This window comes from Amycolatopsis sulphurea, assembly GCF_002564045.1.
Lineage (GTDB): Bacteria > Actinomycetota > Actinomycetes > Mycobacteriales > Pseudonocardiaceae > Amycolatopsis > Amycolatopsis sulphurea.
The window spans coordinates 617,999-643,751 of record NZ_PDJK01000002.1; the positions used below are offsets into that span (position 1 = coordinate 617,999).

24 protein-coding genes and 1 pseudogene are annotated in these 25,753 nt (G+C 69.5%); 17 read left to right on the forward strand and 8 right to left on the reverse strand.

The window, feature by feature from the left end:
* Positions 1-78: 78 nt before the first annotated feature.
* From ATK36_RS08860 to ATK36_RS08875, 4 genes are all read left to right on the forward strand, one after another.
* Positions 79-1,446, forward strand: a complete 1,368-nt coding sequence (locus ATK36_RS08860) for a ferredoxin reductase family protein (protein WP_386999254.1) — start codon at positions 79-81, stop codon at positions 1,444-1,446.
* Positions 1,447-1,455: 9 nt separating this feature from the next.
* On the forward strand, positions 1,456-1,857 hold the full coding sequence (locus ATK36_RS08865) for an FMN-binding protein (RefSeq protein WP_098510823.1): 402 nt from the start codon (positions 1,456-1,458) through the stop codon (positions 1,855-1,857).
* Positions 1,857-2,594, forward strand: coding sequence for an FAD:protein FMN transferase (locus ATK36_RS08870; protein ID WP_098510824.1), 738 nt, complete (start codon positions 1,857-1,859; stop codon positions 2,592-2,594). Before ATK36_RS08865 ends, ATK36_RS08870 begins: the two co-directional genes overlap by 1 nt.
* Positions 2,595-2,657: 63 nt before the next feature.
* On the forward strand, positions 2,658-3,038 hold the full coding sequence (locus ATK36_RS08875) for a VOC family protein (RefSeq protein WP_098510825.1): 381 nt from the start codon (positions 2,658-2,660) through the stop codon (positions 3,036-3,038).
* A gap of 15 nt (positions 3,039-3,053) precedes the next feature.
* Here ATK36_RS08875 and ATK36_RS32105 read toward each other — a convergent pair whose 3' ends face one another.
* A complete protein-coding gene (locus ATK36_RS32105) occupies positions 3,054-3,245 on the reverse strand; it encodes a hypothetical protein (RefSeq protein ID WP_170069670.1) in 192 nt (63 codons plus the stop codon).
* A gap of 649 nt (positions 3,246-3,894) precedes the next feature.
* On the opposite strand from ATK36_RS32105, the gene ATK36_RS08885 reads away from it, so the two are divergent.
* A complete protein-coding gene (locus ATK36_RS08885; protein WP_211291839.1) occupies positions 3,895-5,103 on the forward strand; it encodes a cytochrome P450 in 1,209 nt (402 codons plus the stop codon).
* On the opposite strand, the gene ATK36_RS08890 is transcribed toward ATK36_RS08885, so the two are convergent.
* The 3 genes from ATK36_RS08890 to ATK36_RS08900 all read right to left on the reverse strand — a co-directional run bounded on the left by ATK36_RS08890 (position 5,104) and on the right by ATK36_RS08900 (position 7,505).
* Positions 5,104-5,583 carry a cysteine dioxygenase gene (locus ATK36_RS08890; RefSeq protein WP_098510827.1) on the reverse strand — a complete coding sequence of 160 codons (480 nt, stop codon included), beginning with the start codon at positions 5,581-5,583 and terminating at the stop codon, positions 5,104-5,106.
* A 195-nt stretch (positions 5,584-5,778) separates the two neighbouring features.
* On the reverse strand, positions 5,779-6,804 hold the full coding sequence (locus ATK36_RS08895) for an NAD(P)H-dependent glycerol-3-phosphate dehydrogenase (RefSeq protein ID WP_098510828.1): 1,026 nt from the start codon (positions 6,802-6,804) through the stop codon (positions 5,779-5,781).
* Complete coding sequence (locus tag ATK36_RS08900; protein WP_170069671.1) at positions 6,804-7,505, reverse strand: lysophospholipid acyltransferase family protein; 702 nt, start codon at positions 7,503-7,505, stop codon at positions 6,804-6,806. Before ATK36_RS08900 ends, ATK36_RS08895 begins: the two co-directional genes overlap by 1 nt.
* 109 nt (positions 7,506-7,614) lie before the next feature.
* Between ATK36_RS08900 and cofC the strand changes: the two genes are divergently transcribed.
* The 3 genes from cofC to ATK36_RS08915 are packed head-to-tail and all read left to right on the forward strand — an operon-like array spanning position 7,615 to position 11,637.
* Positions 7,615-8,247 (forward strand): 2-phospho-L-lactate guanylyltransferase, encoded by a 633-nt coding sequence (gene cofC / locus ATK36_RS08905; RefSeq protein WP_098510829.1) that lies wholly within the window; start codon positions 7,615-7,617, stop codon positions 8,245-8,247.
* A 55-nt stretch (positions 8,248-8,302) separates the two neighbouring features.
* Positions 8,303-10,693 (forward strand): RNA degradosome polyphosphate kinase, encoded by a 2,391-nt coding sequence (locus ATK36_RS08910; RefSeq protein ID WP_098510830.1) that lies wholly within the window; start codon positions 8,303-8,305, stop codon positions 10,691-10,693.
* On the forward strand, positions 10,690-11,637 hold the full coding sequence (locus ATK36_RS08915) for an NUDIX hydrolase (RefSeq protein ID WP_098510831.1): 948 nt from the start codon (positions 10,690-10,692) through the stop codon (positions 11,635-11,637). The genes ATK36_RS08910 and ATK36_RS08915 overlap by 4 nt, the downstream gene beginning before the upstream one ends.
* Before the next feature lie 1,496 nt (positions 11,638-13,133).
* On the opposite strand, the gene ATK36_RS08920 is transcribed toward ATK36_RS08915, so the two are convergent.
* The 3 genes from ATK36_RS08920 to leuC form a co-directional block, all read right to left on the reverse strand.
* Entirely contained in the window at positions 13,134-13,775 is a 642-nt protein-coding gene (locus ATK36_RS08920) for an HU family DNA-binding protein (RefSeq protein WP_098510832.1), read from the reverse strand.
* Between the two features lie 229 nt (positions 13,776-14,004).
* Positions 14,005-14,607 carry a 3-isopropylmalate dehydratase small subunit gene (gene leuD, locus ATK36_RS08925; protein WP_098510833.1) on the reverse strand — a complete coding sequence of 201 codons (603 nt, stop codon included), beginning with the start codon at positions 14,605-14,607 and terminating at the stop codon, positions 14,005-14,007.
* Between the two features lie 34 nt (positions 14,608-14,641).
* Positions 14,642-16,075 carry a 3-isopropylmalate dehydratase large subunit gene (leuC, locus tag ATK36_RS08930; protein WP_098510834.1) on the reverse strand — a complete coding sequence of 478 codons (1,434 nt, stop codon included), beginning with the start codon at positions 16,073-16,075 and terminating at the stop codon, positions 14,642-14,644.
* Between the two features lie 127 nt (positions 16,076-16,202).
* Here leuC and ATK36_RS08935 point away from each other — a divergent pair, with 127 nt between their 5' ends.
* The 5 genes from ATK36_RS08935 (at position 16,203) to ATK36_RS08955 (ending at position 21,841) form a co-directional block, all read left to right on the forward strand.
* On the forward strand, positions 16,203-16,904 hold the full coding sequence (locus tag ATK36_RS08935; protein WP_051792855.1) for an IclR family transcriptional regulator: 702 nt from the start codon (positions 16,203-16,205) through the stop codon (positions 16,902-16,904).
* A 488-nt stretch (positions 16,905-17,392) separates the two neighbouring features.
* On the forward strand, positions 17,393-18,031 hold the full coding sequence (locus tag ATK36_RS08940; protein ID WP_098510835.1) for an HU family DNA-binding protein: 639 nt from the start codon (positions 17,393-17,395) through the stop codon (positions 18,029-18,031).
* 799 nt (positions 18,032-18,830) lie between these two features.
* Positions 18,831-20,018: a quaternary amine ABC transporter ATP-binding protein gene (locus ATK36_RS08945; RefSeq protein WP_245914532.1), complete on the forward strand. Its 1,188-nt coding sequence runs from the start codon at positions 18,831-18,833 to the stop codon at positions 20,016-20,018.
* Positions 20,011-20,901 carry an ABC transporter permease gene (locus ATK36_RS08950; protein ID WP_098510837.1) on the forward strand — a complete coding sequence of 297 codons (891 nt, stop codon included), beginning with the start codon at positions 20,011-20,013 and terminating at the stop codon, positions 20,899-20,901. Before ATK36_RS08945 ends, ATK36_RS08950 begins: the two co-directional genes overlap by 8 nt.
* A gap of 31 nt (positions 20,902-20,932) precedes the next feature.
* The gene (locus tag ATK36_RS08955; protein ID WP_098510838.1) at positions 20,933-21,841 is read left to right on the forward strand and encodes a glycine betaine ABC transporter substrate-binding protein; all 909 of its coding nucleotides are present in this window, start codon (positions 20,933-20,935) and stop codon (positions 21,839-21,841) included.
* Between the two features lie 105 nt (positions 21,842-21,946).
* On the opposite strand, the gene ATK36_RS08960 is transcribed toward ATK36_RS08955, so the two are convergent.
* The gene (locus ATK36_RS08960; RefSeq protein WP_098510839.1) at positions 21,947-22,531 is read right to left on the reverse strand and encodes an SDR family NAD(P)-dependent oxidoreductase; all 585 of its coding nucleotides are present in this window, start codon (positions 22,529-22,531) and stop codon (positions 21,947-21,949) included.
* Between the two features lie 2 nt (positions 22,532-22,533).
* On the opposite strand from ATK36_RS08960, the gene ATK36_RS08965 reads away from it, so the two are divergent.
* The 4 genes and pseudogenes from ATK36_RS08965 to ATK36_RS33395 all read left to right on the forward strand — a co-directional run bounded on the left by ATK36_RS08965 (position 22,534) and on the right by ATK36_RS33395 (position 25,289).
* Positions 22,534-22,839: an aldolase/citrate lyase family protein gene (locus ATK36_RS08965; protein WP_170069672.1), complete on the forward strand. Its 306-nt coding sequence runs from the start codon at positions 22,534-22,536 to the stop codon at positions 22,837-22,839.
* Positions 22,836-22,958 carry a hypothetical protein gene (locus ATK36_RS34190; protein ID WP_281259034.1) on the forward strand — a complete coding sequence of 41 codons (123 nt, stop codon included), beginning with the start codon at positions 22,836-22,838 and terminating at the stop codon, positions 22,956-22,958. Before ATK36_RS08965 ends, ATK36_RS34190 begins: the two co-directional genes overlap by 4 nt.
* A 150-nt stretch (positions 22,959-23,108) precedes the next feature.
* Positions 23,109-24,233, forward strand: a complete 1,125-nt coding sequence (locus tag ATK36_RS08970; RefSeq protein WP_098510840.1) for a DUF3500 domain-containing protein — start codon at positions 23,109-23,111, stop codon at positions 24,231-24,233.
* A gap of 324 nt (positions 24,234-24,557) precedes the next feature.
* A pseudogene (locus ATK36_RS33395) lies at positions 24,558-25,289 on the forward strand (FAD-dependent oxidoreductase).
* Positions 25,290-25,753 lie beyond the last annotated feature (464 nt).

Sequence of the window (25,753 nt, forward strand, 5' to 3'; positions counted from 1 at the left end):
GACCCGAATCAGAGGCAGACAGGCAGTCGACAGGTTGCACCCAGACCAGACACAGGTTCCGCGGCGACGCTGAACATCGTGAACCCGAACGTGACTACCTTGCCCCGGCACAGTGCGCCGCCCAGACCGGCGGTGGCACCACGGGTTGCCGCGAAGATCTGGCTGTCGGTGTTCCTCGCGGCCAACGTGCTGCTGGTCACCGTGTTCTTTTTCGTCGGTGGGCTCTCCGATCGGCCACTGATCAGCATCGGCCGGCTGGCCGGGCTGTACGCCGCGCAGGCCATGGCCTTTCAACTGCTGCTTGTCGCGCGACTGCCGTGGCTGGATCGTCGACTCGGTATGGACCGCCTGACGTCACTACACCGCTGGACGGGCTTCAGTCTTCTCTGGCTGCTCGGCGCGCACGTTGTCTTCATCGTCTTCGGCTACGCCGGGTTGGAAGGCACCAATGCCGCCAGCGAACTCGTGTCCCTGGCGACCGCCCTCGAAGGGATCCTGCGTGCGATCGTGGCTTTCGTCTTGATCCTCGTAGTCGGTGCGGTCTCCGTGCGCTTCGCGCGCCGCCGAATGGCGTACGAGACGTGGCATTTCGTGCACCTGTACACGTACGCAGCCATGGTCCTCGCCTTCACGCACCAGATCGCTGTCGGACAGTCCTTCACGAGTTCTCCGGTGGCGCGCGGGTACTGGTGGACGCTGTGGATCGGAGCTGGCGTCGCAGTGCTTGCGGGACGATTCGTGCTGCCGTTGTGGCGCAACGTGCGACACCGCCTGCGTGTCGTCGCGGTAGTGCCGGAATCCGCGAACACCGTGTCCGTGTACCTGACCGGTCGCGATCTGGACCAGCTTCCCGCGAGGGCCGGACAGTTCTTTCTGTGGCGTTTCCTGACCCGGGACCGCTGGTGGCAGGCGAATCCGTTCTCCCTGTCCGCTGCACCTGACGGCCGCGCGCTGCGGCTCACTGCGAAGGCCGTCGGCGAGTCGAGCGCGAAGCTGCGTTCACTGCCTGTCGGCACGCGAGTGTTCGCCGAAGGTCCGTACGGCGCGTTCACGACGATTCACCAGCAGCAACCCAACGCGTTGCTGATCGCGGGCGGTGTCGGCATCACCCCGATCCGCGCGCTGCTGGAAGACGTTGCCGGGCACGTGGTGGTTCTCTACCGCACGCACCGACGCGAAGACGCTGTGCTACTTCCGGAGCTACTGAACCTCGCGAAGGCACGCGGTGGCGTCGTACACCTCCTCGTCGGCCCGAAGGAGCAGTCAGGCCCGTACGGGCCACAGCTCGGCCCAGAAAGCCTGTACGCCCTCGTACCCGACATCGCCGAGCGCGACGTATTCGTCTGCGGTCCGGCAGGGATGACGTCCGCTGTCCTGCGAAGCGTGCGGCAGTTGGGTGTCCCAGCTGCACAGGTGCATGCCGAACGATTCAGCCTGGCTGAGTGAGGGGTCGACATGAAAAGGACAATTCTCGCGGTCGCCTTGTCGATTGCCGGGTTCGTCGCCGTATGGCGCTTCGAACCCTCAGCGGCCGCCGTTGCCACCTCAACGCCGACAGTGCAGACGGCACCGTCCACTTCAACCGGCTCCAGCACCACCGTGACCACACAAGGCACCGCGGAGTCGACCGAGTTCGGCACGGTGCAAGTACGAGTCACCTTCACCGGAAGCCAGATCACCGACGTCGCGCTCGTACAGGAACCACAGAGCGGCCGAGGCATCGACGCTCTCCCACAGCTACGGGAAGAAGCCCTGAAAGCGCAGAGCGCGAACATCGACACGGTCTCCGGAGCCACCATGACCAGCGAGGCGTACATCACCTCGCTGCAAGCCGCCATCGACGCGAAAGGCGCCTGATGCTCCGACATGTGGAGTACGTGATGGGCCTACCCGTTTCGCTCGACCTGCGCGACAAAGCGGACCTCACCTCGGCTGCCGCCGAAGCGTTCGCCTGGCTGCACGAAGTGGACAACCGGTTCAGCCCGTTCAAGGCCGACAGCGAAGTGAGCCGCTACGGGCGAGGACAGCTCTCCCCCGCCGGCCTGAGCGAAGAACTCGACGAAGTGCTGTCGTTGTGCGCGTACTACGAAGACCTCTCCGGCGGCGCCTTCACCGCACGGATACCCGGCCACGACCTGGATCCGTGTGCAGTCGTCAAAGGCTGGGCCGTACAACGCGCAGCCGACCGGCTGCACGCCGCGGGCGCGCGTCGGTTCTGTCTCAACGCCGGCGGCGACGTCGTCACGTCCGGAGAGCCCGAGCCCGGACGACCGTGGCGCGTCGGCATCCGGCACCCCGAACAGCCCCAAGAGGTCTGCGCGGTACTGGCTTCACAGGATGGAGCAGTCGCCACGTCGGCCGCGTACGAACGCGGGGCGCACATACTCGACGGCCGCACCGGACAACCCGCCACAGGTCTGTCGAGCGTGACTGTGGTCGCCAAAGACCTCACCCACGCCGACGCCCTCGCCACTGCCACCTTCGCGCTCGGTACGGACGGCATCGCTTGGGCCGCCGAGCAACCCGGCATCGAGGTGCTGATCATCGACGAGAACCGGCGCGTGCACCGCTCCCCCGGGCTCACCCAGGCCTGAAACTCGCTCGCGCGCAGCACCGCGACCGGGCAGACTCCGGAGGAACGACCCGGGGGGAGCCCGATGACCGCCGTAGTGCAAAACATCTCCGTCGACTGCGCAGATCCGTGGCAGCTCGCGCAGTTCTGGACCGCCGTCACCGGCCGCCCGGTCGGCTCCGACGACCGTCCCGGCGACCCCGAGATCGGGATCGAGCTGGACTCCGGCGTGCTCCTGCTGTTTCTCGCGGTGCCGGAACCCAAGGCCGGCAAGAACCGCCTCCACCTGTGCCTGCGGCCGGACCGACCACGCGACGAGGAGGTCGAGCACCTGCTCGCCCTCGGCGCGACCCTGCACTCCGACCACCGCCGCCCCGACGGCACCGGCTGGGCGGTCCTCCAGGACCCGGAAGGCAACGAATTCTGCGTGCTCCGCAGCGCCGAAGAGAAACAGGCGACGGGGTGACCGACTCGTTCGCGGTCAACCGGGCCAACTGGGACGAGCGTGCGCCGATCGGGCTGGCTGTGCCCGCGGAAATCGCGAGCGCTGCTGCAGTTCCTGCTCGCCGCTGGGGTACCGCGCGCGGAGATCGAACAGCAGTTCCGGCTCCGCGGCGATCTCGATCGCTGACGCCCATTCGGAGCTGTGGCGCGCTTCGTCGTCGGCGAACATCACTCCATCCGCCCACCGGTGAACGTACTCGCGCGCCCGGCTCCGGGACCGCGAGCGGAGCACATTCGACGACCGGTCACTGGCCACGGTGTCGGCAAAGTCGGTGTGAGGGGCCTGCGCAGACGGCGGAGGTCCGTGAAGGTCCGTGAAGGGGCCCTTCACGGACTCTGAGTCTGTGAAGGGCCCCTTCACAGACCCGAAACAGGTATGGCGCACAGCGCGAGGTGGTCGCGCCTCGAATACCGCCGCATCGTCCGTTGCCGGGCGTGATCGACGAAGAGGGCAGGCGCCGTCGATGATGACGCGGCCGTCACGGCTCACTCTGCTGATCACGGGGCCTCGACCGACTTTGCCGGGCCCCTGCGGTCCCTGGCGACCGAGCAACGTAAGCCGCCGGATCTGGGGAATCAACAGCGCCGATACGCGGCCGATCGCAGCCCACCGCGTAATCCGGAATGCTCGCCCGGACCACGAAGCGACACGGCACGGTAGCGGGCCGCGCCGTCCATCGCGAGGTTCCGAAGCCCTGCCCGAACACCTCTTGACGAGCTGATCATCGGGCACATCCCCGAGCTGTGCCCTGAACGGCAAACCCGGCCCCGCTGCTACCACCGACACCGGAACAGCTTGCCGCAGAAAGGAATCCATCGTGTCTTTGCCGGTGCTGCCGCTGCCGGACGAGGCGTCCTGCCCGTTCGGCCCCCACCCGGAAATCGACGCGCTGCGCGAACACCGGCCGCTGACCCGGGTCCGCTGCCCGGCAGCGGGGATCGAAGCATGGCTGGTCACCGATTACGCCGACGTGCGCGAGGTGCTCGGCGATTCGCGGCGATTCAGCAGCAGCGGTGGCGCGACGGGGCACCTGCTGGCCAGCACGCCCCCGGATTCCCCGGTCGAGGAAGGCGATTTCGCCCGGATGGACGGCGCCGACCACGTCCGGTTCCGGCACCTGTTCGCCCCCGCGGTAGGCACCGCGAAACGGATGGCGGAGATCCGGCCGATGGTGCAGCGGATCGTGGACGAGGCGATCGACGAGCTGGCCGGCCAGGCGCACCCGATCGACCTCCACGAGCAATTCGCGAAACCCGTCACCACGGCGGTGATCGGCGAGCTGCTCGGCGTACCCGCCGGGGACCGGAAGATCTTCCACCGGACCGCCGAAGCGCAGTTCGACAACGAAACCACCATCGACGAATTCAGTGCGGCGAAGCAGCCGCTCTTCGAATACGTGCAGGATCTGATCACACAACGGCGGGCCGAACCCGCCGACGACGCGATCAGCATCATGATCGAGCGTGGCGCGGACTTCAGCGACCTGGAGCTGGTCAAGATGGCCTCCGGACTGCTCGTCGGCGGCTACGACGCCACCGCTGCCCTGATCGCGCACGGCGTGCTCGCCCTGCTCGAAGAACCCGCCCAGCTCGCCCTGCTGCGGGAGAACCCGGACGTCGTGCCCGGCGCCGTGGAGGAAGTGGTGCGTCTGCTCGGCGCCACCACCGGGATGTTGCGCATCGCGGTCACCGACACCGAGATCGCAGGCACGCCGATCGCCGCCGGCGACTACCTCGTGGCGATGCTGCAGGCCGCGAACCACGATCCGGCCCAGTTCCCCGACCCGGGCCGGCTCGACCTGCGACGGGACAACCGGCGCCAGCTCGGCTTCGGGTTCGGGGCGCATCTGTGCGTCGGCCGGCAGCTGGCCCGGCTCGAACTGGCCGTGGTACTGGGCACGCTGTTCCGCCGCATCTCCGGGCTGCGGCTGGCCGTGCCGATCGACCGGATCCCGTTCAAGCGGAACTCGCCGATCACCGGCCCGGACCGGCTCCTGGTCACCTGGGACGAGATCCGGCCGGCCTGATCACCCGGCCCGGTAAGGACCCCGCACCGGGTCCGGCCGGTACGCGCGCATCTGCCGGCCCGCCCGGTACACGTGCACGCTGATCGCCGGATCGGATCCGTCGTTGCGCACCTCGTGCACGTACCCCGGTCCGAATACGCGGGACTGCCCGGTGGACAGCGAATGCACCTCGGTCACCGCACGCCCGTCCGGCGCTTGGCGCGCGACGGTCTCGGTCAGCCTGCCGGAGACCACCGTGAACGCACCGGTGGCCAAGGCGTGGTCGTGCAGATCGGTGTGCTGGCCGGGAAGCCAGCTCAGCAGCCAGATCTCCTGCCCGCCGGTGCGTTCGACCAGCGCGGAGAACCGCTCACGGGGATCATAGCTGAGCAGGCCGCCCCAGCGTTCCCGGTCCGCGGCCACCTCAAGGGCGACGCGCACCGGGTGGCGCAGGGCGGGGTCTTCGGGACGCAGCAGGGTGTTGTCCGGAACGGCGAACATGGTGGTGGAGCGGTCCTTTGCGGAATGTGGTGTCGAACTGGGCCGGAGCTGGGTTCACCGACAACAGCGACACGACGCGCGCCCGACCGGGCACAGGGCAGCAGCACCCGGCCACACAGTCTTCGCGTACATCAGCATGCATTCAGTGAACCAGCACCGGCCCGCCCGGACAACTCGTCCCAGCCCGTGGACCGCTCAGCGCCACTCGTGCTTCGGCGACCGGCCGAGCAGCTCCGCCCCCGCCTGCCGCGGGTCGAGACCCTCGTGACAGACCCGGTGCATCGCTTCCGTGATCGGCATGTCGGCCCCGACCCGCTGCGCCAGCTCCCGGATCGACGAACACGACGCGACGCCCTCCGCGACCTGCCCGCCCGCCGCGGCCTGCGCTTGGGCGAGCGTCCCGCCACGGCCGAGCCGCTCCCCGAAGGTGCGGTTGCGCGACAACGGCGACGAGCAGGTGGCGACCAGATCGCCCAGCCCGGCCAGCCCGGCGAAAGTGAGCGGATCGGCCCCGAGCTTCGCGCCCAGCCGGGCCATCTCGGCCAGCCCGCGGGTGATCAGCGTCGCCATGGTGTTCGCGCCGAGGCCCATGCCCGCCGCCATCCCGCAGCTGAGCGCGATCACGTTCTTGCACGCCCCGCCCAGCTCGCAGCCGACCACGTCGGTGTTGGTGTAGGGCCGGAAATACTGATTCGAGGTGGCGCGCTGCACCGCTTTGGCGCGGTCGTGCCCGGCGCAGGCGACCACCGCCGCGGCCGGCTGCCCGCCGGCGATCTCGCGGGCCAGGTTCGGCCCGGACACCACCACGATCTCCTCCGGCGGCACCTCGGCCAGCTCCGCGATCACCTCGCTCATCCGCTTGAGCGTGCCCAGTTCCACGCCCTTGGCGAGGCTGACCAGAATCGCGTCGCGCGGCAGCAGCGGCCGCCATCCGGTGAGATTGGCGCGCAGGCTCTGGCTCGGCACGCCGAACACCACCGCCTGCGCGCCCTCCAGCGCCGCCGCCGCGTCCGACGTCGCGGTGACCCGCTCCGGCAGCCGCGTTCCCGGCAGGTAGGCGAAGTTGGTGTGCTGCCCGCGGATCTCCTCGGCCACGCTCTCCCGGCGCGCCCACATCGTCACGTCCCGGCCGGCGTCGCCGAGCACCTTCGCGAACGCGGTGCCCCACGAGCCCGCGCCGAGCACGGTGACCCGCTGCACATCCGCGGCGAACGCGCCCATCAGGCGTCGTCCGGCTTCTTCGCGGGCGGCTGCTCCTGCCGGATCTCCGCGAGCAGCTCGGTGATCCGGTCCATGATCACGTCGGTCACCTCGCGCAGTGCCTTGGCACTGCGGGGGTTGCCACCCCGATAGCGGGACAGGTCGATCGGGTCGCCGACCAGATGCGTCACCGTCTTGCGCGGAAACGGCGTGAACTTCTTGGTGTAGCCGTTGAAGATCCGGTTGGTCCCCCAGCGCGCGACCGGGATCACCGGCACGTCGTTCTGCAACGCCAGCCGGGCCGCCCCGGTGAACGCCTTCGCCGGCCAGCCCTCCGGGTCCTTGGTGATCGTGCCCTCCGGATAGATCACGATCACCTTGCCCTCGGCCAGCGCCTCGTGCGCGTGCTTGAGGCTGTCGCCCGCGGCGCTCGATCCGCGCGAGACCGGGATCTGGCCCGAACCGTCGACGATCCGGCCGAGCACCGGCACCTGCTTGAGGCTCTCCTTCAGAAAGAACCGCGGCACCCGCTGCTGCCGGTGCACGAACACCGCGTCGACCACCGGGTCCAGATGCGAGATGTGGTTCATCACCAGCACCGCCCCGCCCTCGCGGGGCACCTTCTCGCCGCCGCGGTAGACCCGCTTGCCGATCGCGGTCACCGGGTAGAACACGATGGCGGCCAGCCCCACCCAGTAGCCGCCCTTCTCACGCCGCGCCAAGACTCCTCCTCGAAAACCGTTCCCACCTGATCCTGCCGCGTGCCGGTTCGCGCAGTCCAGGGAGGGTGCGCTCAACGCCGCCGGAGGGCTTTCGGGTAAAGATGGACGGGTGGACGTGGACCTGGTCGTGCCGTTGAAACACCCGCGCGAGGGCAAGTCCCGGCTGCGCGGCACGGTCGCCGCGGACCGGCACGCGGAGCTGGTGGTCGCGCTGGCACAGGACACCCTGGCCGCGGTCACCTCGGTGACGCGGGTGCGGCGGGTGCTGGTGGTGACCGCGGAGCCGGATGCGCTGTCGCTTTTGGCCGGTCTCGGCGTGGAGCTGAGCGTTGAGCCCACGGGAGCCGGGCTCAACGAAGCGCTGCGCCACGGCGCGCGGCTGCTACGGGCAGACGCGCCACGGGGCGTGGTCGGCGCGTTGCAGGCCGACCTTCCCGCGTTGCGCGCGGGGGATCTGGCACGCGCGCTGGCCGAGGCCGAGGGCCGCCGCGTGGTGGTCGCGGACCGGCACGGCACCGGCAGCACGCTGCTGCTGGCCGCCCCCGGAACCCCGCTCGACCCGCATTTCGGCCCGGGCTCGGCCGCGCGGCACATCGAATCCGGAGCCGTCCCGCTCACCGGCGCACTGGCGTCGCTGCGCAGCGATGTGGACACTGCGGAGGATCTCCGGCACGCCGCGGAACTCGGCCTGGGCAAGCACACCGCGGCGCTGCTGCCCGCGCAGGCCGCACCGTCGCGCTGATTCGTTCCGCCGACCTTCATTACGGTCTGCGCGAACCGCAGGTTCGTAGGGAACAATGGATGCCGTGAGCACAGCAGACGGCACTCCCCCGGCCACCGACGGCCCGCCTGCCCGGCGGCGCCGGACCAGCGCGGCCAAGTCCACGGCGTCGACCGCGAAGAACGCCAAAGCGGCAAGCGCCACCGGCAAGGCAGCCGGTCGCTCGCAGTCCACGAACGCCGGCAAGGGGAAGCGCGCCACCACCGGCTCGGCGAAGTCTCGCAAGGCGACACCGCCGGCGAAGGCCGGCGCGGCCGGGAAATCCACCACTGCCGTCTCGCGTGCCGAAGAGGATTTCCGCGCGATCCCGTCCGCGCCGCCCGCGGTCACCGCAGCGTCCCCCGCCGTCGAGACGCTGCCCGACGACCGCTACTTCAACCGCGAGCTGTCCTGGCTCGACTTCAACGCCCGGGTGCTCGCGCTGGGCGAGGACGAGTCGCAGCCGCTGCTCGAACGGGCGAAGTTCCTCGCCATCTTCGCGTCCAATTTGGACGAGTTCTACATGGTCCGGGTGGCCGGGCTGAAGCGGCGCGACGACACCGGGCTGTCCGTGCGCAGCGCGGACGGACTCACCCCGCGCGAACAGCTGGACTACATCTCCAAGCGCAATCAGGACCTGGTCGAGCGGCACACCGCGGCGTTCAAGAAGCACCTGCGCCCGCAGCTGGCCGAGCAGGACATCCGGATCGTCGGCTGGGCCGACCTCAGCGGCGCCCAGCAGCTGCGCCTGTCCAGTTACTTCTCCGAGCAGATCTTCCCGGTGCTGACCCCGCTCGCGGTCGACCCGGCGCACCCGTTCCCCTACATCTCCGGGCTTTCGCTCAACCTCGCGGTCACCGTGCGGGATCCCCAGGGCGGCACGGAACGCTTCGCCCGGGTGAAGGTGCCCAGCAACGTGCCACGGCTGATGCGGGTGGAGACCGAGCGTGCCAGCCGCAGCGCCACCTTCCTGCCGCTGGAGGAACTGATCTCGGCGCATCTGGGCGAGCTGTTCACCGGGATGGAGGTGACCGAGCACCACGTGTTCCGGGTCACCCGCAACGCGGACTTCGAAGTCGAGGAGGACCGCGACGAGGATCTGCTGCAGGCGCTGGAACGGGAACTGGCGCAGCGCCGGTTCGGCCCGCCGGTACGGCTGGAAGTGGCGCAGGACATGAGCGAGCACATGCTCGAACTGCTGCTGCGCGAGCTGGAGGTGGATCCCGAGGACGTGGTCGAGGTGCCCGGGCTGCTGGATCTCACCTGCCTGTTCCAGCTCGCCGGGATCGACCGCAAGGAACTCAAGGATCGCCCGTTCGTGCCCGCCACGCATCCGGCGTTCGGCGAACGCGAGACGCCCAAGAGCGTGTTCGCCACGCTGCGCGAGGGCGACGTGCTGGTGCACCACCCGTACGATTCGTTCTCCACCAGCGTGCAGCGGTTCATCGAGCAGGCCGCGGCGGATTCGAAGGTGCTGGCGATCAAGCAGACGCTGTACCGCACTTCCGGTGATTCGCCGATCGTGGACGCACTGATCGACGCCGCGGAAGCGGGCAAGCAGGTCGTCGCGCTGGTGGAGATCAAGGCGCGGTTCGACGAGCAGGCCAACATCACCTGGGCCCGCACGCTGGAGCGCGCGGGCGTGCACGTGGTCTACGGCCTCGTCGGGCTCAAGACGCACTGCAAGGTGTCGATGGTGGTGCGGCAGGAGGGGTCCACGATCCGCCGTTACTGCCACATCGGCACCGGCAACTACAACCCGAAGACCGCGCGGCTGTACGAGGATCTCGGCCTCCTCACCGCCGACCCGAGCATCGGCGCGGACGTCACCGACCTGTTCAACGTGCTCACCGGCTACTCGCGCCAGGACGCCTACCGCACCATCCTCACCTCGCCGCACGGGATCCGGCGCGGCATCGTGCGGGCGATCGGCGAGGAGATCGCACTGGCCAGGGCCGGGCTGCAGGCGGGGATCCGGATCAAGTGCAACTCGCTCGTCGACGAGCAGGTGATCGACGCGCTGTACCACGCGTCCCAGGCGGGGGTGCCGGTCGAGGTGGTGGTGCGCGGGATCTGCGCGCTGAAGCCAGGAGTCGAAGGGCTGAGCGAGAACATCCGCGTCCGCTCGATCCTCGGCCGGTTCCTGGAACACTCGCGGGTGTTCCACTTCCGGGCCGGCGGCACGCACTGGATCGGCAGCGCGGACATGATGCACCGCAACCTGGATCGCCGGATCGAGGCGCTGGTGCGGGTCAAGGCCCCGAAGCTGACCGCACAGCTGGACGCGATGCTCGACTCCGCGCTGGACCCGGCCACCCGCTGCTGGGTGCTGACCTCGACCGGCGAATGGCAGCCGTTCCCGGCGGACGGCTCGCAAGTGCGCGACCACCAGACCGAACTCACGAAGCTGCACGGAGCGATGGGATGAGCGCAGATGTCCGTGCCGCGGGCGCGGTGCTGTGGCGCCCCGCGAAAACCGGCGTCGAGGTCGCACTCGTGCACCGGCCGCGCTACGACGACTGGTCGCTGCCGAAGGGAAAGGTGGATCCCGGCGAGACACTCGCGGCCACCGCGGTCCGCGAGATCGCCGAGGAGACCGGCTTTCACACCGTGCTGGGCCGCCAGCTCGCGCAGATCGGGTACGAGGTGCCCGCGAAGGGCAACGGAAAGCTGCTGAAGAAGACCGTCGACTACTTCAGCGGCAAGGCGATCTCCGGCGCTTTCCGGCCCGGCGATGAGGTGGACGAGCTGCGCTGGCTCGCCCCGCAGGAAGCCGAACGGCTGCTCACCCGCGACACCGACGTCCGAGTGCTGCGGGAATTCTGTGCGCTGCCCGCGGACCTCACCACGGTGTTGCTGGTCCGGCACGCCAAAGCAGGCAAACGCGACGACTGGACCGGCGACGACGACCTGCGCCCCCTGTCGGAAGCCGGCCGCCGCCAAGCCGACGCGCTCCGGGAACTGTTGCCGCACTACGGCCCCGACCGGGTGTTCTCCGCGCCGCGGCTGCGGTGCGTGCGCACGGTCTCCGGAGTCGCCGAGGACCTCGGTACCGAAGTCCGGCACGAACCCCTGCTGTCGGAAGAGGGCTACTGGCCCGACCCGGCCCGCGGGATCAGCCGCCTGCTGGCCATCACCGCGGCCGGCGGCACCCCGCTCGTCAGCAGCCAGGGGGGCGTGATCCCGGACCTGGTGAGCGCCCTCGCCGACCGGGACGCCCTGGACCTCCCGTCCACCAGCGGCGGTGTGGTGCCCAGCAAGAAGGGTTCGCTGTGGGTGCTCTCGTTCCGCACCACGGCCGACGGCCCGGTCCTGGTGAGCGCGGACTACCACCCGAGCCCGCTGCCCTTGCCGGCGCCGTCCCACACCTGAGCGCGATCGCGCGACCGTAGGCGGGGATCTCCGCTTCCCGCCTACGGTTCGCTGCCTTGGGGCTTTGGTGCCTCGCTTTGGTGCCTCGCTTTGCTGCCCCGCTTTGGTGCCTCGCTCTGGTGCCGCTTTGGTGCCTCGCTTTGATGCCTCGGTGACGGCGGGGTTGGGTGGCATCGCATGTCGTTGTGCCGGACGGACCGGTCGCATCGCTGGTGCGGGGTTCGGCCTGGTCCTGACCCGCTGAGTTCGCCGCTGCACGGCACGGTTCCGCGGGTGCGCCGGATTCGCGGCGTGGGTGAAGGACCACGGTCGCCCATTCATCGCATCGGCGCACCCGTCGCATCGCCGGGGTACAAGCGGGACGCGCCCGACCTCCGCGGACGCGAGACGTCTCGGTCACCGAGCAACCATGTCCCCGCAACCCACCACCCCGTACGGGAAGCGCCGCCGCCGCTCCGCCCGCCGTATTGCACTGCACTGCACTGCACTGCACACACGAGACACCGCGGTCATCGAACGACCGCACGCACCACACCACCTCGTGCGCGAAGCATCGCGGCCACTCAGTCACCACAAGCCCCATCCCCGCGCGCGCCACACTCCTGAGGCGTTGCACACACTTCCCGCCGCTTCGCCACGACGCACCCCGACATCGTTTCCCCAGCCGTCCAACCAAACCCGCCGACCCGCGAACGCAGCAGCTCGCAGAACTGAGCTTCCCCCGTTCGCCGGACACGGCGGGTGTGGGGTCAGGGCGCCGGGTTTGGTGGTCTGGTGAGGGCTGAGCTTCCCGCCCACCACATCCCGGTTACCAGCCCACTGACCGATACCACCCACCCCACCCCAAACACTCAGCCCACTCACCCACCCGCACACCGGCCCCACCACGCACCCCAACGGTCACTTCCCCGGCAGCCCAGCACGTTCCCCTCCCCCCAACACCACAGCCGCACCCACCCCCGCATTCCGCACGACAACCCTGCCGGCACACCCGGGAACACCCCACCGCCCGAACGCCGGTTTCCCCTGCCCAGCCCCACGTTCCCACCCCCCGCCACCGCGCTCGGCGTACCACCACCATTTCCACCCCGCCCGCAGGTCACCGGCTTTCCGGCCGCCGATCACCGTTCCGGGGAAAGCCCCGCACCCGATCATTCCACCCGCTTCTGCCCCATACCATCGAACTCCCCGCGCCGATCATCGAGCCGGCCCGGCGACCGCCCGGAGGCACCACCGGCCGCATATCACCACCGCTATTCCGGGCGCCGTTCGGATTGGCCGGAGATCGGCTCTTCCCGCCCCGCCGCACACCCGCATTACTTCGATCGCCGAACGGGATGTGCCCCATTAACCCCACCCCAGTTCCCTTTCCCCGGACCGGTCACCACGTCCGATAACCCCCGTTCGGCCGATCAAGACCGGTGCAAACACGGCAGGGCCCCGACCCTGGGTGGGTCGGGGCCCTGCCGTGAAGCACCGCCGTAAGCGGCGCTTTACTACTTCTTCTTCGCCGCCGTGGTGCGCTTGGCGGGCGTGGCCTTCTTGGCGACCGGCTTCGCCGCGGCCTTGGTGGCGCGCGTCGTGGTGGCCTTGGTCGCGGTCGCCCGCGTCGCGGTCGCCTTGGTGGCGCGCGAAGTCGTGGCCTTCGCGGTGGTGGCCTTGGCCGCGGTGGGCTTGGCCGCCCGCGTCGTGGTCGCCTTCGCGGCCCGGGTGGTGGTGGCCTTGGCGGGCGCCTTCGCCGCGGTGGCGCGGGTCCGGGTCGTGGTGGCCGCCGGGCGGGCCGCGGTCGCCCGCGTGGTGCCGGCCGTCCGCGTGCTCGCGCTGGTGGCGCGCTTGACCGCGGTGGCCTTCGGCAGCTTCTTGGAGCCGGAGATCACGTCCTTGAAGGTGGTGCCGGCGCGGAAGGCGGGCACGTTGGTCTTCTTGACCCGCACGGACTCACCGGTCCGCGGGTTGCGCGCGGTCCGGGCGGCGCGAGCGCGCTTCTCGAACACCCCGAAGCCGGTGATGTTCACCTTCTCGCCCTTGTTGACCGTCCGGATGATGATGTCGACGAGACCGTCGACCGCCTGCGAAGCAACTTTTTTGTCGCCCAGACGCTCCGACAGCGCCTCGATCAGCTGGGCCTTGTTGGCCATTCCAGTCCTCCAAGAAGAACTCTTCGTCCACGGCCACGTCGGCCGACTAACGCACACGGTATTACCAACGCAGCACAAATTCCAAACGGCACGCGGAAATTTCCCTTGTCCCGGGTACTGTTCCGCCTCCCGAGGGACCCGGGAGCTGCCGTCCGGTGCGGGTGAAGAGCCTGCCCGCCGGGACCCGGATTCCCTTTCCGAGCAGGGAATTCGTGCCCCGGCGGCGGGGTCAGGAGGTGGCTGCGGGCAGGGTCACCGGCCGCCACGAGGGCCGCGCGGACTCGAACGCGTCGATCTCCTGGGCATGGCGCAAGGTCAGTGCGATATCGTCGAGCCCTTCGAGCAACCGCCAGCGGACGTAGTCGTCGATCCGGAAGGCCGCGGTGAAGTCCTTGGCCCGTACGGTCTTGGTCTCCAGGTCGACGGTGACCTCGGTGCCCGGCTCGTTCTCCAGCAGCTTCCAGAGCAGTTCGATGTCGGCCTGCTCGCACTGCGCGGCCACCAGGCCGCCCTTGCCGGAGTTGCCGCGGAAGATGTCCGCGAAGCGCGCCGAGATCACGACCCGGAAGCCGTAGTCCATCAGCGCCCACACGGCGTGCTCACGCGAGGAGCCGGTGCCGAAGTCGGGTCCGGCCACGAGCACCGAGCCACGGGAGAACGGCTCGGTGTTGAGGATGAAGTCCTCCTGGCCGCGCCAGGCGGCGAACAGGCCGTCCTCGAAGCCGGTCCGGCTCACGCGCTTGAGATAGACCGCCGGGATGATCTGGTCAGTGTCCACGTTGGACCTGCGCAGCGGCACCCCGATGCCGGTGTGCTGGGTGAACGGTTCCATGGTGGGAGCTCCTCTCGGGGTTCGGGACGGCCGCTCAGGCGGTGGCCGGGGTCAGGTCGGCCGGGGAGGACAGGGTGCCCCGCACGGCCGTGGCGGCGGCCACCAGCGGCGACACCAGGTGCGTGCGCCCGCCCTTGCCCTGCCTGCCTTCGAAGTTGCGGTTGGAGGTGGAGGCGCTGCGCTCGCCGGGGGCGAGCTGGTCCGGGTTCATGCCCAGGCACATCGAGCAGCCCGCCTGCCGCCATTCGGCGCCCGCCGCGGTGAAGACCGCGTCAAGCCCCTCCTCCTCGGCGGCCTTGCGCACCCGCATCGAGCCGGGCACCACGAGCATCCGCACCGAACCGGCCACCTGCCGCCCGCGCAGCACCTCCGCGGCGGCGCGCAGGTCCTCGATCCGGCCGTTCGTGCACGAGCCGAGGAAGACGGTGTCCACCGCGATCTCGCGCAGCGGGGTACCGGGCACCAGATCCATATAGGACAGGGCTTTCTCCGCGGCGAACCGTTCGTTCTCGTCCGGGATCGCGGCCGGGTCGGGCACCGCGGCGCCCAGCGGCAGTCCCTGGCCCGGATTGGTGCCCCAGGTCACGAACGGGGTCAGCGCGTCGGCATCGAGGTGCACCTCGGCGTCGAATTCCGCGCCCTCGTCGGTGCGCAGCTCGCGCCAGGCGGCCACCGCGGCATCCCAGTCGGCGCCCTGCGGGGCGTGCGGACGGCCCTTGAGGTAGGCGAAGGTCGTCTCGTCCGGGGCGATCATCCCGGCCCGCGCGCCGGCTTCGATGGACATGTTGCAGATGGTCATCCGGGCTTCCATCGACAGCTCTTCGATGGCCTTGCCGCGGTACTCGAGCACATAGCCCTGCCCGCCGCCGGTGCCGATCTTCGCGATGACGGCGAGGATGACGTCCTTGGCCGTGACGCCCGGCTGCAGCGCGCCGTCGACGGTGATGGCCATCGTCTTGAACGGCCGCAACGGCAGCGTCTGGGTGGCGAGCACATGCTCGACCTCCGAAGTGCCGATACCGAAGGCCATCGCGCCGAAAGCGCCGTGCGTGGAGGTGTGACTGTCCCCGCACACCACGGTCGTGCCGGGCTGGGTCAGGCCCAGCTGCGGTCCGATGACGTGCACGATGCCCTGTTCGGCATCGCCCATCGGATGCAGCCGGACGCCGAACTCCTTGCAGTTCCGGCGAAGCGTGTCGACCTGCGTGCGCGACACCGGATCGGCGATCGGCCGGTCGATGTCCACGGTGGGGACGTTGTGGTCCTCGGTCGCGATGGTGAGATCGGGCCTGCGCACGGCGCGCCCGGCCATCCGCAGCCCGTCGAACGCCTGCGGGCTGGTCACTTCGTGCACCAGGTGCAGGTCGATGTAGAGCAGATCCGGCTCGGCGCCTTCACCTCGGCGCACGAGGTGGCTGTCCCACACCTTTTCCGCGAGGGTGCGGGCCTTGCCGGTGGTGGTGGTCATTCTCCGGCTCCTTCCACGGGATCGGCCGGGAGCACGGAACTCGGGTGAGCGCGGGGCGAGCCGCGCCCCGGGTCCGGTTTTTCCCAGATTCTGGACTTCCCAAAGTACGGGAAGTTAGTATCGCGTCGTGGGACAGCATAGCGGTATCGGAGTACTCGACAAAGCCGTGGCCGTACTTCAAGCGGTCGCGGAGGACCCCTGTGGCCTGGCAGAACTGTGCACCCGCACGGGTCTTCCCCGGGCGACGGCGCATCGGCTGGCGGTCGGGCTGGAGGTGCACCGGCTGCTGCGGCGCGGACCGGACGGGCGCTGGCGGCCGGGCACCGCGCTCGCCGAACTGGCCGGCGGATCGACCGATCCGTTGCTGGACGCGGCGAGTTCGGTCCTGCCGAAGCTGCGCGACATCACCGGCGAGAGCGTGCAGCTCTATCGCCGCGACGGCGTGCAGCGAGTGTGCGTTTCGACCGCGGAGCCGCCGAGCGGGCTGCGCGACACGGTGCCGATCGGTTCCCGGCTGCCGATGACCGCGGGCTCGGGCGCGAAGGTCCTTGCCGCATGGTCGGATCCGCACACCCAGCGGACGATCCTGGCGGACGCGGTGTACGGCGAGCGCACCCTCCTCGAAGTACGCCGCCGTGGCTGGGCGCAGAGTGTCGCCGAGCGCGAGCCGGGAGTGGCCAGTGTCTCGGCCCCGGTCCGGGATTCCTCCGGCGCGGTGGTCGCCGCCGTTTCGGTCTCCGGGCCGATCGAGCGCATCGGGCGCAAACCGGGTGCCCGCTGGGCGGCCGACCTGCTCGCCGCGGCGGACGCTTTGCAAGAACGGCTCTGACCCCCGGGCGCTCCCACCACCGACGGGCCGTCTCCCCGCCTCCGCGGCGGCGAGGCGGCCCTTTCTCCGGCCCGATCGTCCTCAGTAGACCGATCGGCACCGTGCCCGCCGCAGTGCTCGGCCGCGGTCCGCGGTACCGGGGTGCCGCCACCGGCCGGGATCGCGACACGCCGCACGGAAAACTTCGCCCCACCGGTTCCGATCCGCTTGCCCCGCACCGGCCCGGCACCCGGCCCACATCCGGCGCCGACCCGTCCACTTCGATAAAACCCCAGCACAGAGGCCGTCTACATCGGACCGAACGGGCCGATTTCGAGCTACTCCAGCGTTCCGGCGCGGGGAAGCCGCCGCCCGCGCGGGGTACGCCTAACACCTCGATCTCACCCGAAAATGCCAGGTCCCGATTGGACTTGCCAAGGCGGTGGGTGATAATGACCTCGTTCGGCCTTATGGCCGTAGAAAACCAAGTTCTGGTTGGAGGAACTGGAATGGCCAACAAGGCCCAGCTGATCGAGGCGCTGTCGGAGCGCATTGGCGACAAGAAGGCTGCCGCGGAAGCCGTCGACGGTCTCGTCGACATCATCATCCGCACCGTCCACAAGGGCGAGAAGGTCACCATCACCGGCTTCGGCGTCTTCGAGAAGCGCGCCCGCGCCGCTCGCACCGCGCGCAACCCGCGCACCGGTGAGTCCGTGCGGGTCAAGAAGACCAACGTGCCCGCCTTCCGCGCCGGCACCACCTTCAAGGACGTGATCTCCGGCTCCAAGAAACTGCCGAAGACCACCGCCGTCAAGCGCGCGACCGCCACCCGGGCGACCGCGACGACCACCACCCGCGCCGCGGCCGCCAAGCCGGCCACCACGCGCACCCGCGCCACGGCCGCCAAGGCGCCCGCCGCCAAGGCGACCGCGACGAAGGCCAAGGCCACCACCACGACGCGGGCCACCAAGGCCGCGCCGACCAAGGCGACCGCGAAGGCCACCGCCGCGAAGGCGACCGCCACCAAGGCGAAGGCCACCACGACGCGCGCCACCAAGGCCGCGGCGAAGCCGGCCGTCAAGAGGACCACGGCGACCGCGAAGAAGGCCACGCCCGCCAAGCGCACCACCGCCGCGAAGAAGAAGTAACACTCTTCACCGGCATCGGAACAGGCCCCGTCCACGCCCGGACGGGGCCTGTTTCCGTCTCCGCGGGTTCCCGCAGGGTGCCGGCAAAGTCGGTGTGGGGGCTCCGCGCAGACCGCGGAGGTCTGTGAAGGGGCCCTTCACGGACTCTGAGTCTGTGAAGGGCCCCTTCACAGACCGACTTTGCCGGGACCCTGGCGGGTTCCCGGGACCGGGCGGCACCACTTCCGAGTACTCCGAATCGGCCGGGCCCGCATTGTCGAAACGGCCATAAAATTCGGTACGAATGCGCACTTTCCCGCGGTTTACCTACCGTGAATCCACGCCGTCCCCAGCACACCAGCCCGATTCCGGCGCCCCGAAACCCTCTCGGCCAAGCCGGCCCCAGGGGCCGGGTTTTCGATTCCCGGCCGACCGTGAGCCATTCCTTTCCGTATCCATTTCAGCACTATCCGTACACGGGCAGTGTCCCCCGTCACGTCTGAAATCCCCCAGCACACAAGGGAATTCCGGTTGTTACCCGAACGTGACGAGCGCGCGTGGCGGCCACCCGCCCCCACCCCGGAAACACCCCGGGAAACGCGCCCGTTTTGCCTGCGCAAACCGGCTTTTACGACTACTTCCGGCACCATGACGCGGAGTCCGTATCCGGCGCGGCCGAAGTCGGCACCGGGTCACGAAAACCGCTCCTGGCCGGTTAACCGGTATCCAGCACCGCACCGGCAGGTGTCAGATTATGCAATCATGTCGCCCGGCAACGACCGGAGCTCGAGGACATGAGAGACCATTGCCGATAGTTCGAGTGGAAAAGCTGTACAAGGTGTTCGGCCGCCGTCCGGCCGAAGCGGTGCGCCGGCTGGAGACCGGGATCGACCGCAAGGAACTGGACCGGGGTGTGACCGCGGCGGTGATCGACGCCTCGTTCACCGTGGAGCGCGGCGAGATCTTCGTCGTCATGGGACTCTCCGGTTCAGGCAAGTCAACCCTGCTGCGCACGCTCAACGGGCTGCTGCCGGCCACGTCCGGCCGGGTGCTGGTGGACGAGCAGGACCTCACCGCGCTGTCCCCGGCGCAGGTACGGGAACTGCGGCAGCAGCGGATGAGTATGGTGTTCCAGCACTTCGCGCTCTTCCCGCACCGTACCGTCGCGGAGAACGTCGCGTACGGGCTGAGCGTGCAGGGCGCCCCGCGGGAACGGCAGCTCAGCCGTACTGCCGAAGCACTGGAGCTGGTCGGCCTGGCCGGGTGGGAAGACCGGTTGCCGGGTGAGCTCTCCGGCGGCATGCGCCAGCGGGTGGGCCTGGCCCGCGCGCTCGCCGCGGACACCGAGATCCTGCTGATGGACGAGGCGTTCAGCGCGCTGGACCCGTTGATCCGCAAGGAGATGCAGGATCAGCTGCTGATCCTGCAGCGGCAGCTCGGCAAGACCATCGTGTTCATCACGCACGATCTCAACGAGGCGATGCGCCTCGGCGACCGGATCGCGATGATGCGCGACGGCCGGATCGTGCAGGTCGCGACGGCGCAGGAAATGCTCACCGCGCCGGCCGACGAGTACGTCACCAAGTTCGTGCGCGATGTCGACCGCACCCGGGTGCTCACCGCGGCGACGGTGATGGAGCCCGCGGGCGTTTCGTTCACCACGGACACTTCCCCGGCACAGGCACGGGAAACGATGCTCGGGCACGAACTCACCGGGGCTTTGGTCACCGACGGCGGCAAGTTCGCCGGCTCCGTGACCCGCAGCGCAGTGTCGGCGGCAGCCGAACGCGGCGACGCGACGCTCGCCGCCGCAGTGGACCGCGAAGCTGCGCGCACCACACCGGAAACGCCGGTCGCCGACCTGTTCGGCGTCTCCGCTTCGGCGCCGGCACCGGTGGCCGTGGTGGACGGGGACGGCGCGTTGCTCGGCATGGTCACCCAGCAGTCGCTGCTGCGTTCGCTGAGCATTCCCGAAAAAGCGGAAGAGGAGGTGGACGCGCATGCGTGAGCTCTTCCTCGCCGACGGCTGGCACGTGCCGCGGATCCCGGTCGGCGACTGGTTCGCCTCGATCGTCGACTGGCTGACCAACAACATCGGACCGTTCTTCGACTTCGTCGACACGGTCGTCAAGGGCGCGGTCAACGGGCTGGCCTCCGGGCTGACCTGGCTGCCTTCCCTGGTGCTGGTGGTCATTTTCGCCGCACTCGGCTGGTGGGCCCGCGGCTGGCGCTTCGGCGCCGGCTCGCTGATCGGCTTCGCGCTGGTGGACGGGCTCGGCGAACTGCATTCGGCGATGGAGACGCTGGCCCAGGTCCTCGTCGCCGGGGTGGTCGCGGTGCTCATCGCGGTCCCGACCGGGATCGCCGCGGCCCGCAACGCGTCGGTGAGCCGGGTGGTGAAACCGGTACTGGACTTCATGCAGACGCTGCCCTCGTTCGTCTACCTGATCCCGGTGGTCGTGTTCTTCTCGATCGGGCCGGTGCCCGGGGTCGTGGCCACCGTGGTGTTCGCGCTGCCGCCCGGGGTCCGGCTGACCGAGCTGGGCATCCGCCAGGTCGACCCGGAGATGGTCGAGGCCGGCGAGGCGTTCGGCTCGCCGCCCCGGCGGATCCTCACCGAGATCCAGATCCCGCTGGCGATGCCCTCGATCATGGCCGGCATCAACCAGATCATCATGCTGTCGCTGTCGATGGTGGTGATCTCCGGCATGGTCGGCGCCCCCGGCCTCGGCGCCGAGGTCTACGCCGCGGTCACCAGCCTCAAGATCGGCCAGGGTTTCGAGGCCGGGATCGGGGTCGTGGTGCTGGCCATCTACCTCGACCGGCTGACCTCGACGCTGGGTGCCCGCTCGGCCGTGGGCCGGGCCCGCCGCCGTACCGCGGCCGCCTGAGCACCCACTGCCTGTGAAGAAAGGACGAACGATGCGGACAACGAAACGGCTCTCCCGGATCCTCGCGGCCGGGGCCGCGATGACGGCGCTGGTGGGCCTCACCACCGCCTGCGGCGGCCGGGCCGGCGAATCGGGCAACACCCAGGAAGCCAAGACCATCACCATCGGCTACATCGGCTGGGACGAGGACATCGCCCTGACCAACCTGTACCAGACGGTGCTGGAGGAGAAGGGTTACAAGGTCGAGGCGAAGCTGCTCGACGCGGGCCCGATCTACGCCGGCCTCGCCAAGGGCGACGTGGACCTGTACCTGGACTCCTGGCTGCCGGTGACGCACAAGAAGTACTGGGACCAGTACAAGGACCAGCTCGAAGACCTCGGCGTCTGGTACGACAAGGCGACGCTGAACCTGGCCGTCCCGGAGTATGTCAAGGACGTCAACAGCATCGCCGATCTCAAGGACAAGGCGGGCCAGTTCGACGGCAAGATCACCGGTATCGAGGCCAGCGCGGGCGAGAGCGACATCGTGCAGAACGCCGTGCTCCCCCAGTACGATCTGAAGGGCAGCGTCACCCTGCAGAACTCCTCGACGACCGCCATGCTCGCCGCGCTGGACGGCGCGATCAAGGGCCAGAAGCCGATGGTGGTCACGATGTGGCACCCGCACTGGGCCTACTCGCGTTACCAGCTCAAGGACCTGCAGGACCCGAAGGGCGCGATGGGCAAGGGCGAGCAGATCCACGCAATCGGCCGCAAGGGCTTCGGCAAGGACTTCCCGGCGCTGACCGACGTCGCGAAGAAGCTGAAGATGAGCGACGCCGATCTCGGCTCCCTGGAGGACGCGATCCAGAAGGCCGCGAAGGGCCAGGAGAAGGCCGCCGCGAAGCAGTGGGCGGACCAGCACAAGCAGTTCGTGGACACGGCTTTCGCCGGTCTCTGACGGAGCGTTCTCCGGACGGTCCCGCATCCCTTCCGGGGGTGCGGGACCGTCCGTCTATCCGGTATTCGGTTGTGGGGCTTGGGTTTCCGCGGGGCGCCGCATCGATCACACCGCTGTCATGCCGGCATCGACAGTGAGCACCTGTCCGGTCACGTAGCACGCCTCCGCCGACAGCAGGAAGCAGACGGTTCCCGCTATGTCCTCAGGTGTGGCGACCCGCTTGAGCATCACGTTGCTCCCGAGTTTGCGGAGACCGTCCTCCAGTGTCGCGCCCTGGCCGCGGTAGAGGTCCTCGGTCATCTCGGTGAGGGTGTGCCCGGGCGAGATCGCGTTCACCCGGACCTCGGGCCCCAGTTCGAGCGCGAGGTGCCGGGTCAACGGCGGTATCGTCGCCTTCGACGCGGCGTCGAGACCACGGCCGGCGCCGGCGATGTCGACCACCACCGAGGAGGTGTTGACGATCGCCGCGCAGTCGGATTTGCGTAACGCCGCCGCCGTCGCGTGGCATACGTTGAGCGTGCCGACGGCGTTGACCATCAACTGCTGCACGAATTCTTCGGCCGGTGCCGTCACCGCCTCGGTCGGGATCAGGACGGCGGCGGCGTTGTACACCGAGTCGATGCGCCCGAAGGCGTCGAGCGCGAGATCGACGGCCGTCCTCGGCGCCGTGCGGGGCCGCGGCCGTCGCACGGGTGGCCGCCGGCCGTCCGGACCAGATCGAGTGGGTACTCGATCAGGGTGCCGACGGCGTGATGGTGCCCCCTGGTGAACAACGCCGGGGACGCGCGGCGCGCCGCTACCCACCGCGGGGAAGCCGGAGCGTCGGCGGTGTGCGCAACTTGCTGGAACGCGGCCCGGGATATCTGTCCGGCGCCGACGACGTAGTCTGCATCGTCCAGATCGAACACGTCGCCGCACTGTCCAATCTGGACGAAAACCTCGCCGTGCCCGGCATCGACCTGGTCACACCCGGCCACGTCGACCTCGCCGGTCAATGAGACACGTCGCGGACTACGGCGGTTCGATCACCAGCGACGGCATGGCGCAGGACGTGCGGGACGCACTCCGCACGATCGTGCAGCCTGTGCCCGCCATGGCATCCCGCACGTCCCCGTGACGGGCTCCCGAGCCGAATTCGCCCGCGCGGTCGGCGACGGCGACGGCATCGTGTGTTTCGGCAGTGATACCACCAGCTTCGGCTGGCGGTGACCGATAACGTCGATGCGTGCCGGAAGGTCCTGGGCGAAGGACCAGGTGGGAGTGACCGATGACCGTGTCGGTGGCCAGGGAGATCGCAGCCGCGGCGAGCGCGTGGCTGGCAACGCTGAGCCGCGAGCAACGCGCTGTGGCCCATTGGCCTGCCCCGGGGACCGATCCCCAGACCGAGGCAGAGCGCCGACGGCGGTACTACAACACACCCACCGATCACGGTGGGCTCACCCTGGGCGCGCAATCACCGACCCAGCAACGCCTCGTCATGCGGCTGCTGGCCGCGGCGCTCTCCCCCGCGGGCTACGCCACGGTGACCACGGTGATCGGCCTGGAGAACGAGCTGGACCGCGTCGAAGGCTTCGCCGTCGACTGGGGCCACGAGCGCGGCCGGGATCCGGGCCGATATCACCTGCGGGTGTTCGGCGACCCCGCGCGACCGGCGCCCTGGAGCTGGCGTTTCGGTGGGCATCACATCTCGGTCAACGTGCTGGTCGCCGACGGTGCGGTGCGGTCGGCGACACCACTGTTCCTCGGCGCGGATCCCGCGGCGACATCCCTGGTAGGCGGCGGGTTGCTGCGCCCGCTCGGCGGAATCGAGGACACCGCGCGGGCACTCGTCCGGTCACTCGGCCGGGATCTGGCGGCCAGGGCGGTCGTGCACGACCGGGCACCGTCGGACATCATCGGCGGCAACCGCGGCCGCCTTGCCGAGGGTGACCGAATGCTCCCGCTGACGGAAGTGTGGCGCGGCCACTTCCACGATCCGGACCTGCGAGCGCGCGTCCAGGACCTGGTCGACGCGGCCGCGCGCGAATCGGATTACGGACCCAGCGACCACGAGGCGATGGCTCTGCGGCGAACTCCCCTTGGCATCAGCGGAAAGGAACTCGACCAGGACCAGCGTGCGCTGCTCGCGCAGCTGGTCGCCGGCTTCCAGGACCGGGTGCGCGACGGACTGGCCGTGCCGCTGGACCTGGACTCCGTGCACTTCGCGTGGGCCGGCCCGACTCATCGGGGCGCGCCCCACTATTTCCGCCTGCAGAGCCCTCGGATCCTCGCGGAGTGGGACAACACCGCCAGGAACGCCAACCACGCACACTCGGTCTGGCGCGATCCCGGAGCGGACTTCGGAGTCCCTCTCAACGAGGAAAGCTCGCCCCGCTGGCGAGATTCACCATGATCCGAAAGTGCGCGAGGAGGCCGGTGTGAGTCAACCGAGGCACGTCGCGATGATCGGTGCCGGGCTCGGCGGTCTACGAACTGTCGAGCAGCTGCGCGGCGCGGGCCTCGAGGGCTCGATCAGCCTCGTCGGCGCCGAACCGCACGCGGCCACCTTTGTCGAAACAGCTGCTGACAGGCGAATGGCAGCCGGACCGGGTCGTACTGCGAGACCCCGGTACCCTCGCCGACCTCGGCGTCAGCACTAATTTCGGGATACCGGCCGTCGCGATGCGTGAAGGCGCAGTGGAACTCGCTGACGGCACCCCTGCGGGCAGACGCGTTCGTGATCGCGACGGGTGCCGAGCCGCGCAAACTGCCCGGCCAGCCCGCCCAGGTGCACACGCTGCGCACTCTCGACGGCTCGTTGTCGCTGCGGTCCGCGTTGCAGGGTGCGACGTCGCTGCTCGTGGTCGGCGGCGGTTTCATCGGCGCCGAGGTCGCGAGCGGCGCGGTCGCCCGCGGCCTGCGCGTGACCTCATCGAGGCCCTGCCGGTGCCTTGTGAACGCGCGCTCGGCCGCGAGGCCGGCGGCCTGATCACCGAGGGGTGGGGTGGATCTGCGGCTGGGTACCAGATTGGCACGGTTCGTCGACGCCAACACCGTCGAACTGGCAGGCGGCAAGCGGCTTGTCGCGGACGTCGTGCTGACCGGCGTCGGCGCCGCACCGGCGCTGAACTGGCTGACCGGGTCAGGTCTCGATGTGGCGGACGGGATCGCCTGTGACACATCCGGCCGGGCGCTCGACCTACCCGGGGTATGGGCGGTCGGGGACGTCGCGAACTGGAAGGATCCGGTGCGGGGCAGGCATTTCCGGTACGAGCACTGGACCAGCGCCACAGACCAGGCCACAATCGTCGCGCGGGACATCGTCGGTGCCGCACGCCCGCCACAGACCGTGCCGTACTTCTGGTCGGATCAATTCGGACTGAAGCTCCAGGGCATCGGACGTCCCGAGCTGGCCGACACCGTGTTGCCGCTGAAAGGCGACGGCCTCACCGGCGGCGTGATCAAGTAACCGTGACAGGCTACTTCGCGGGTGAACGCCTGGTCGGCGTGGTCGGGTTCGGCGCCGCGAAATGGCTTGCACGGTACCGGGCCTTGGTCGCCCAGAGCGCCGGCCGCGGAGAAGTCTTGGCACTCGGGTAGGCCTGGATTCGCGTCCACCGCACCCACCGACTCGGCCACACCCACCGACTCGGCCACACCCACCGACTCGGCCGCCGCGGCGGCCGTGTCAGCTGGGTCCCACGCCCGTCCGGCTCTGGCCATTACGAGCAATGACCTCGCCCTGCCCCAACGTCGTGGTCTGCCCAGGCAGCGCACTGTCTTTCCACGATCACCAGATCTTCGGCTGTGGGATTGACCATCCGCTCCCCGCCCATCGCCACCGACCCGATGAGACCCCGCCACCGCCGACCGCCGGACATCACCCCCGCGTCGAACAACAACTCTGGGTCGGCCCCCGGAGGAGGTCCGCGC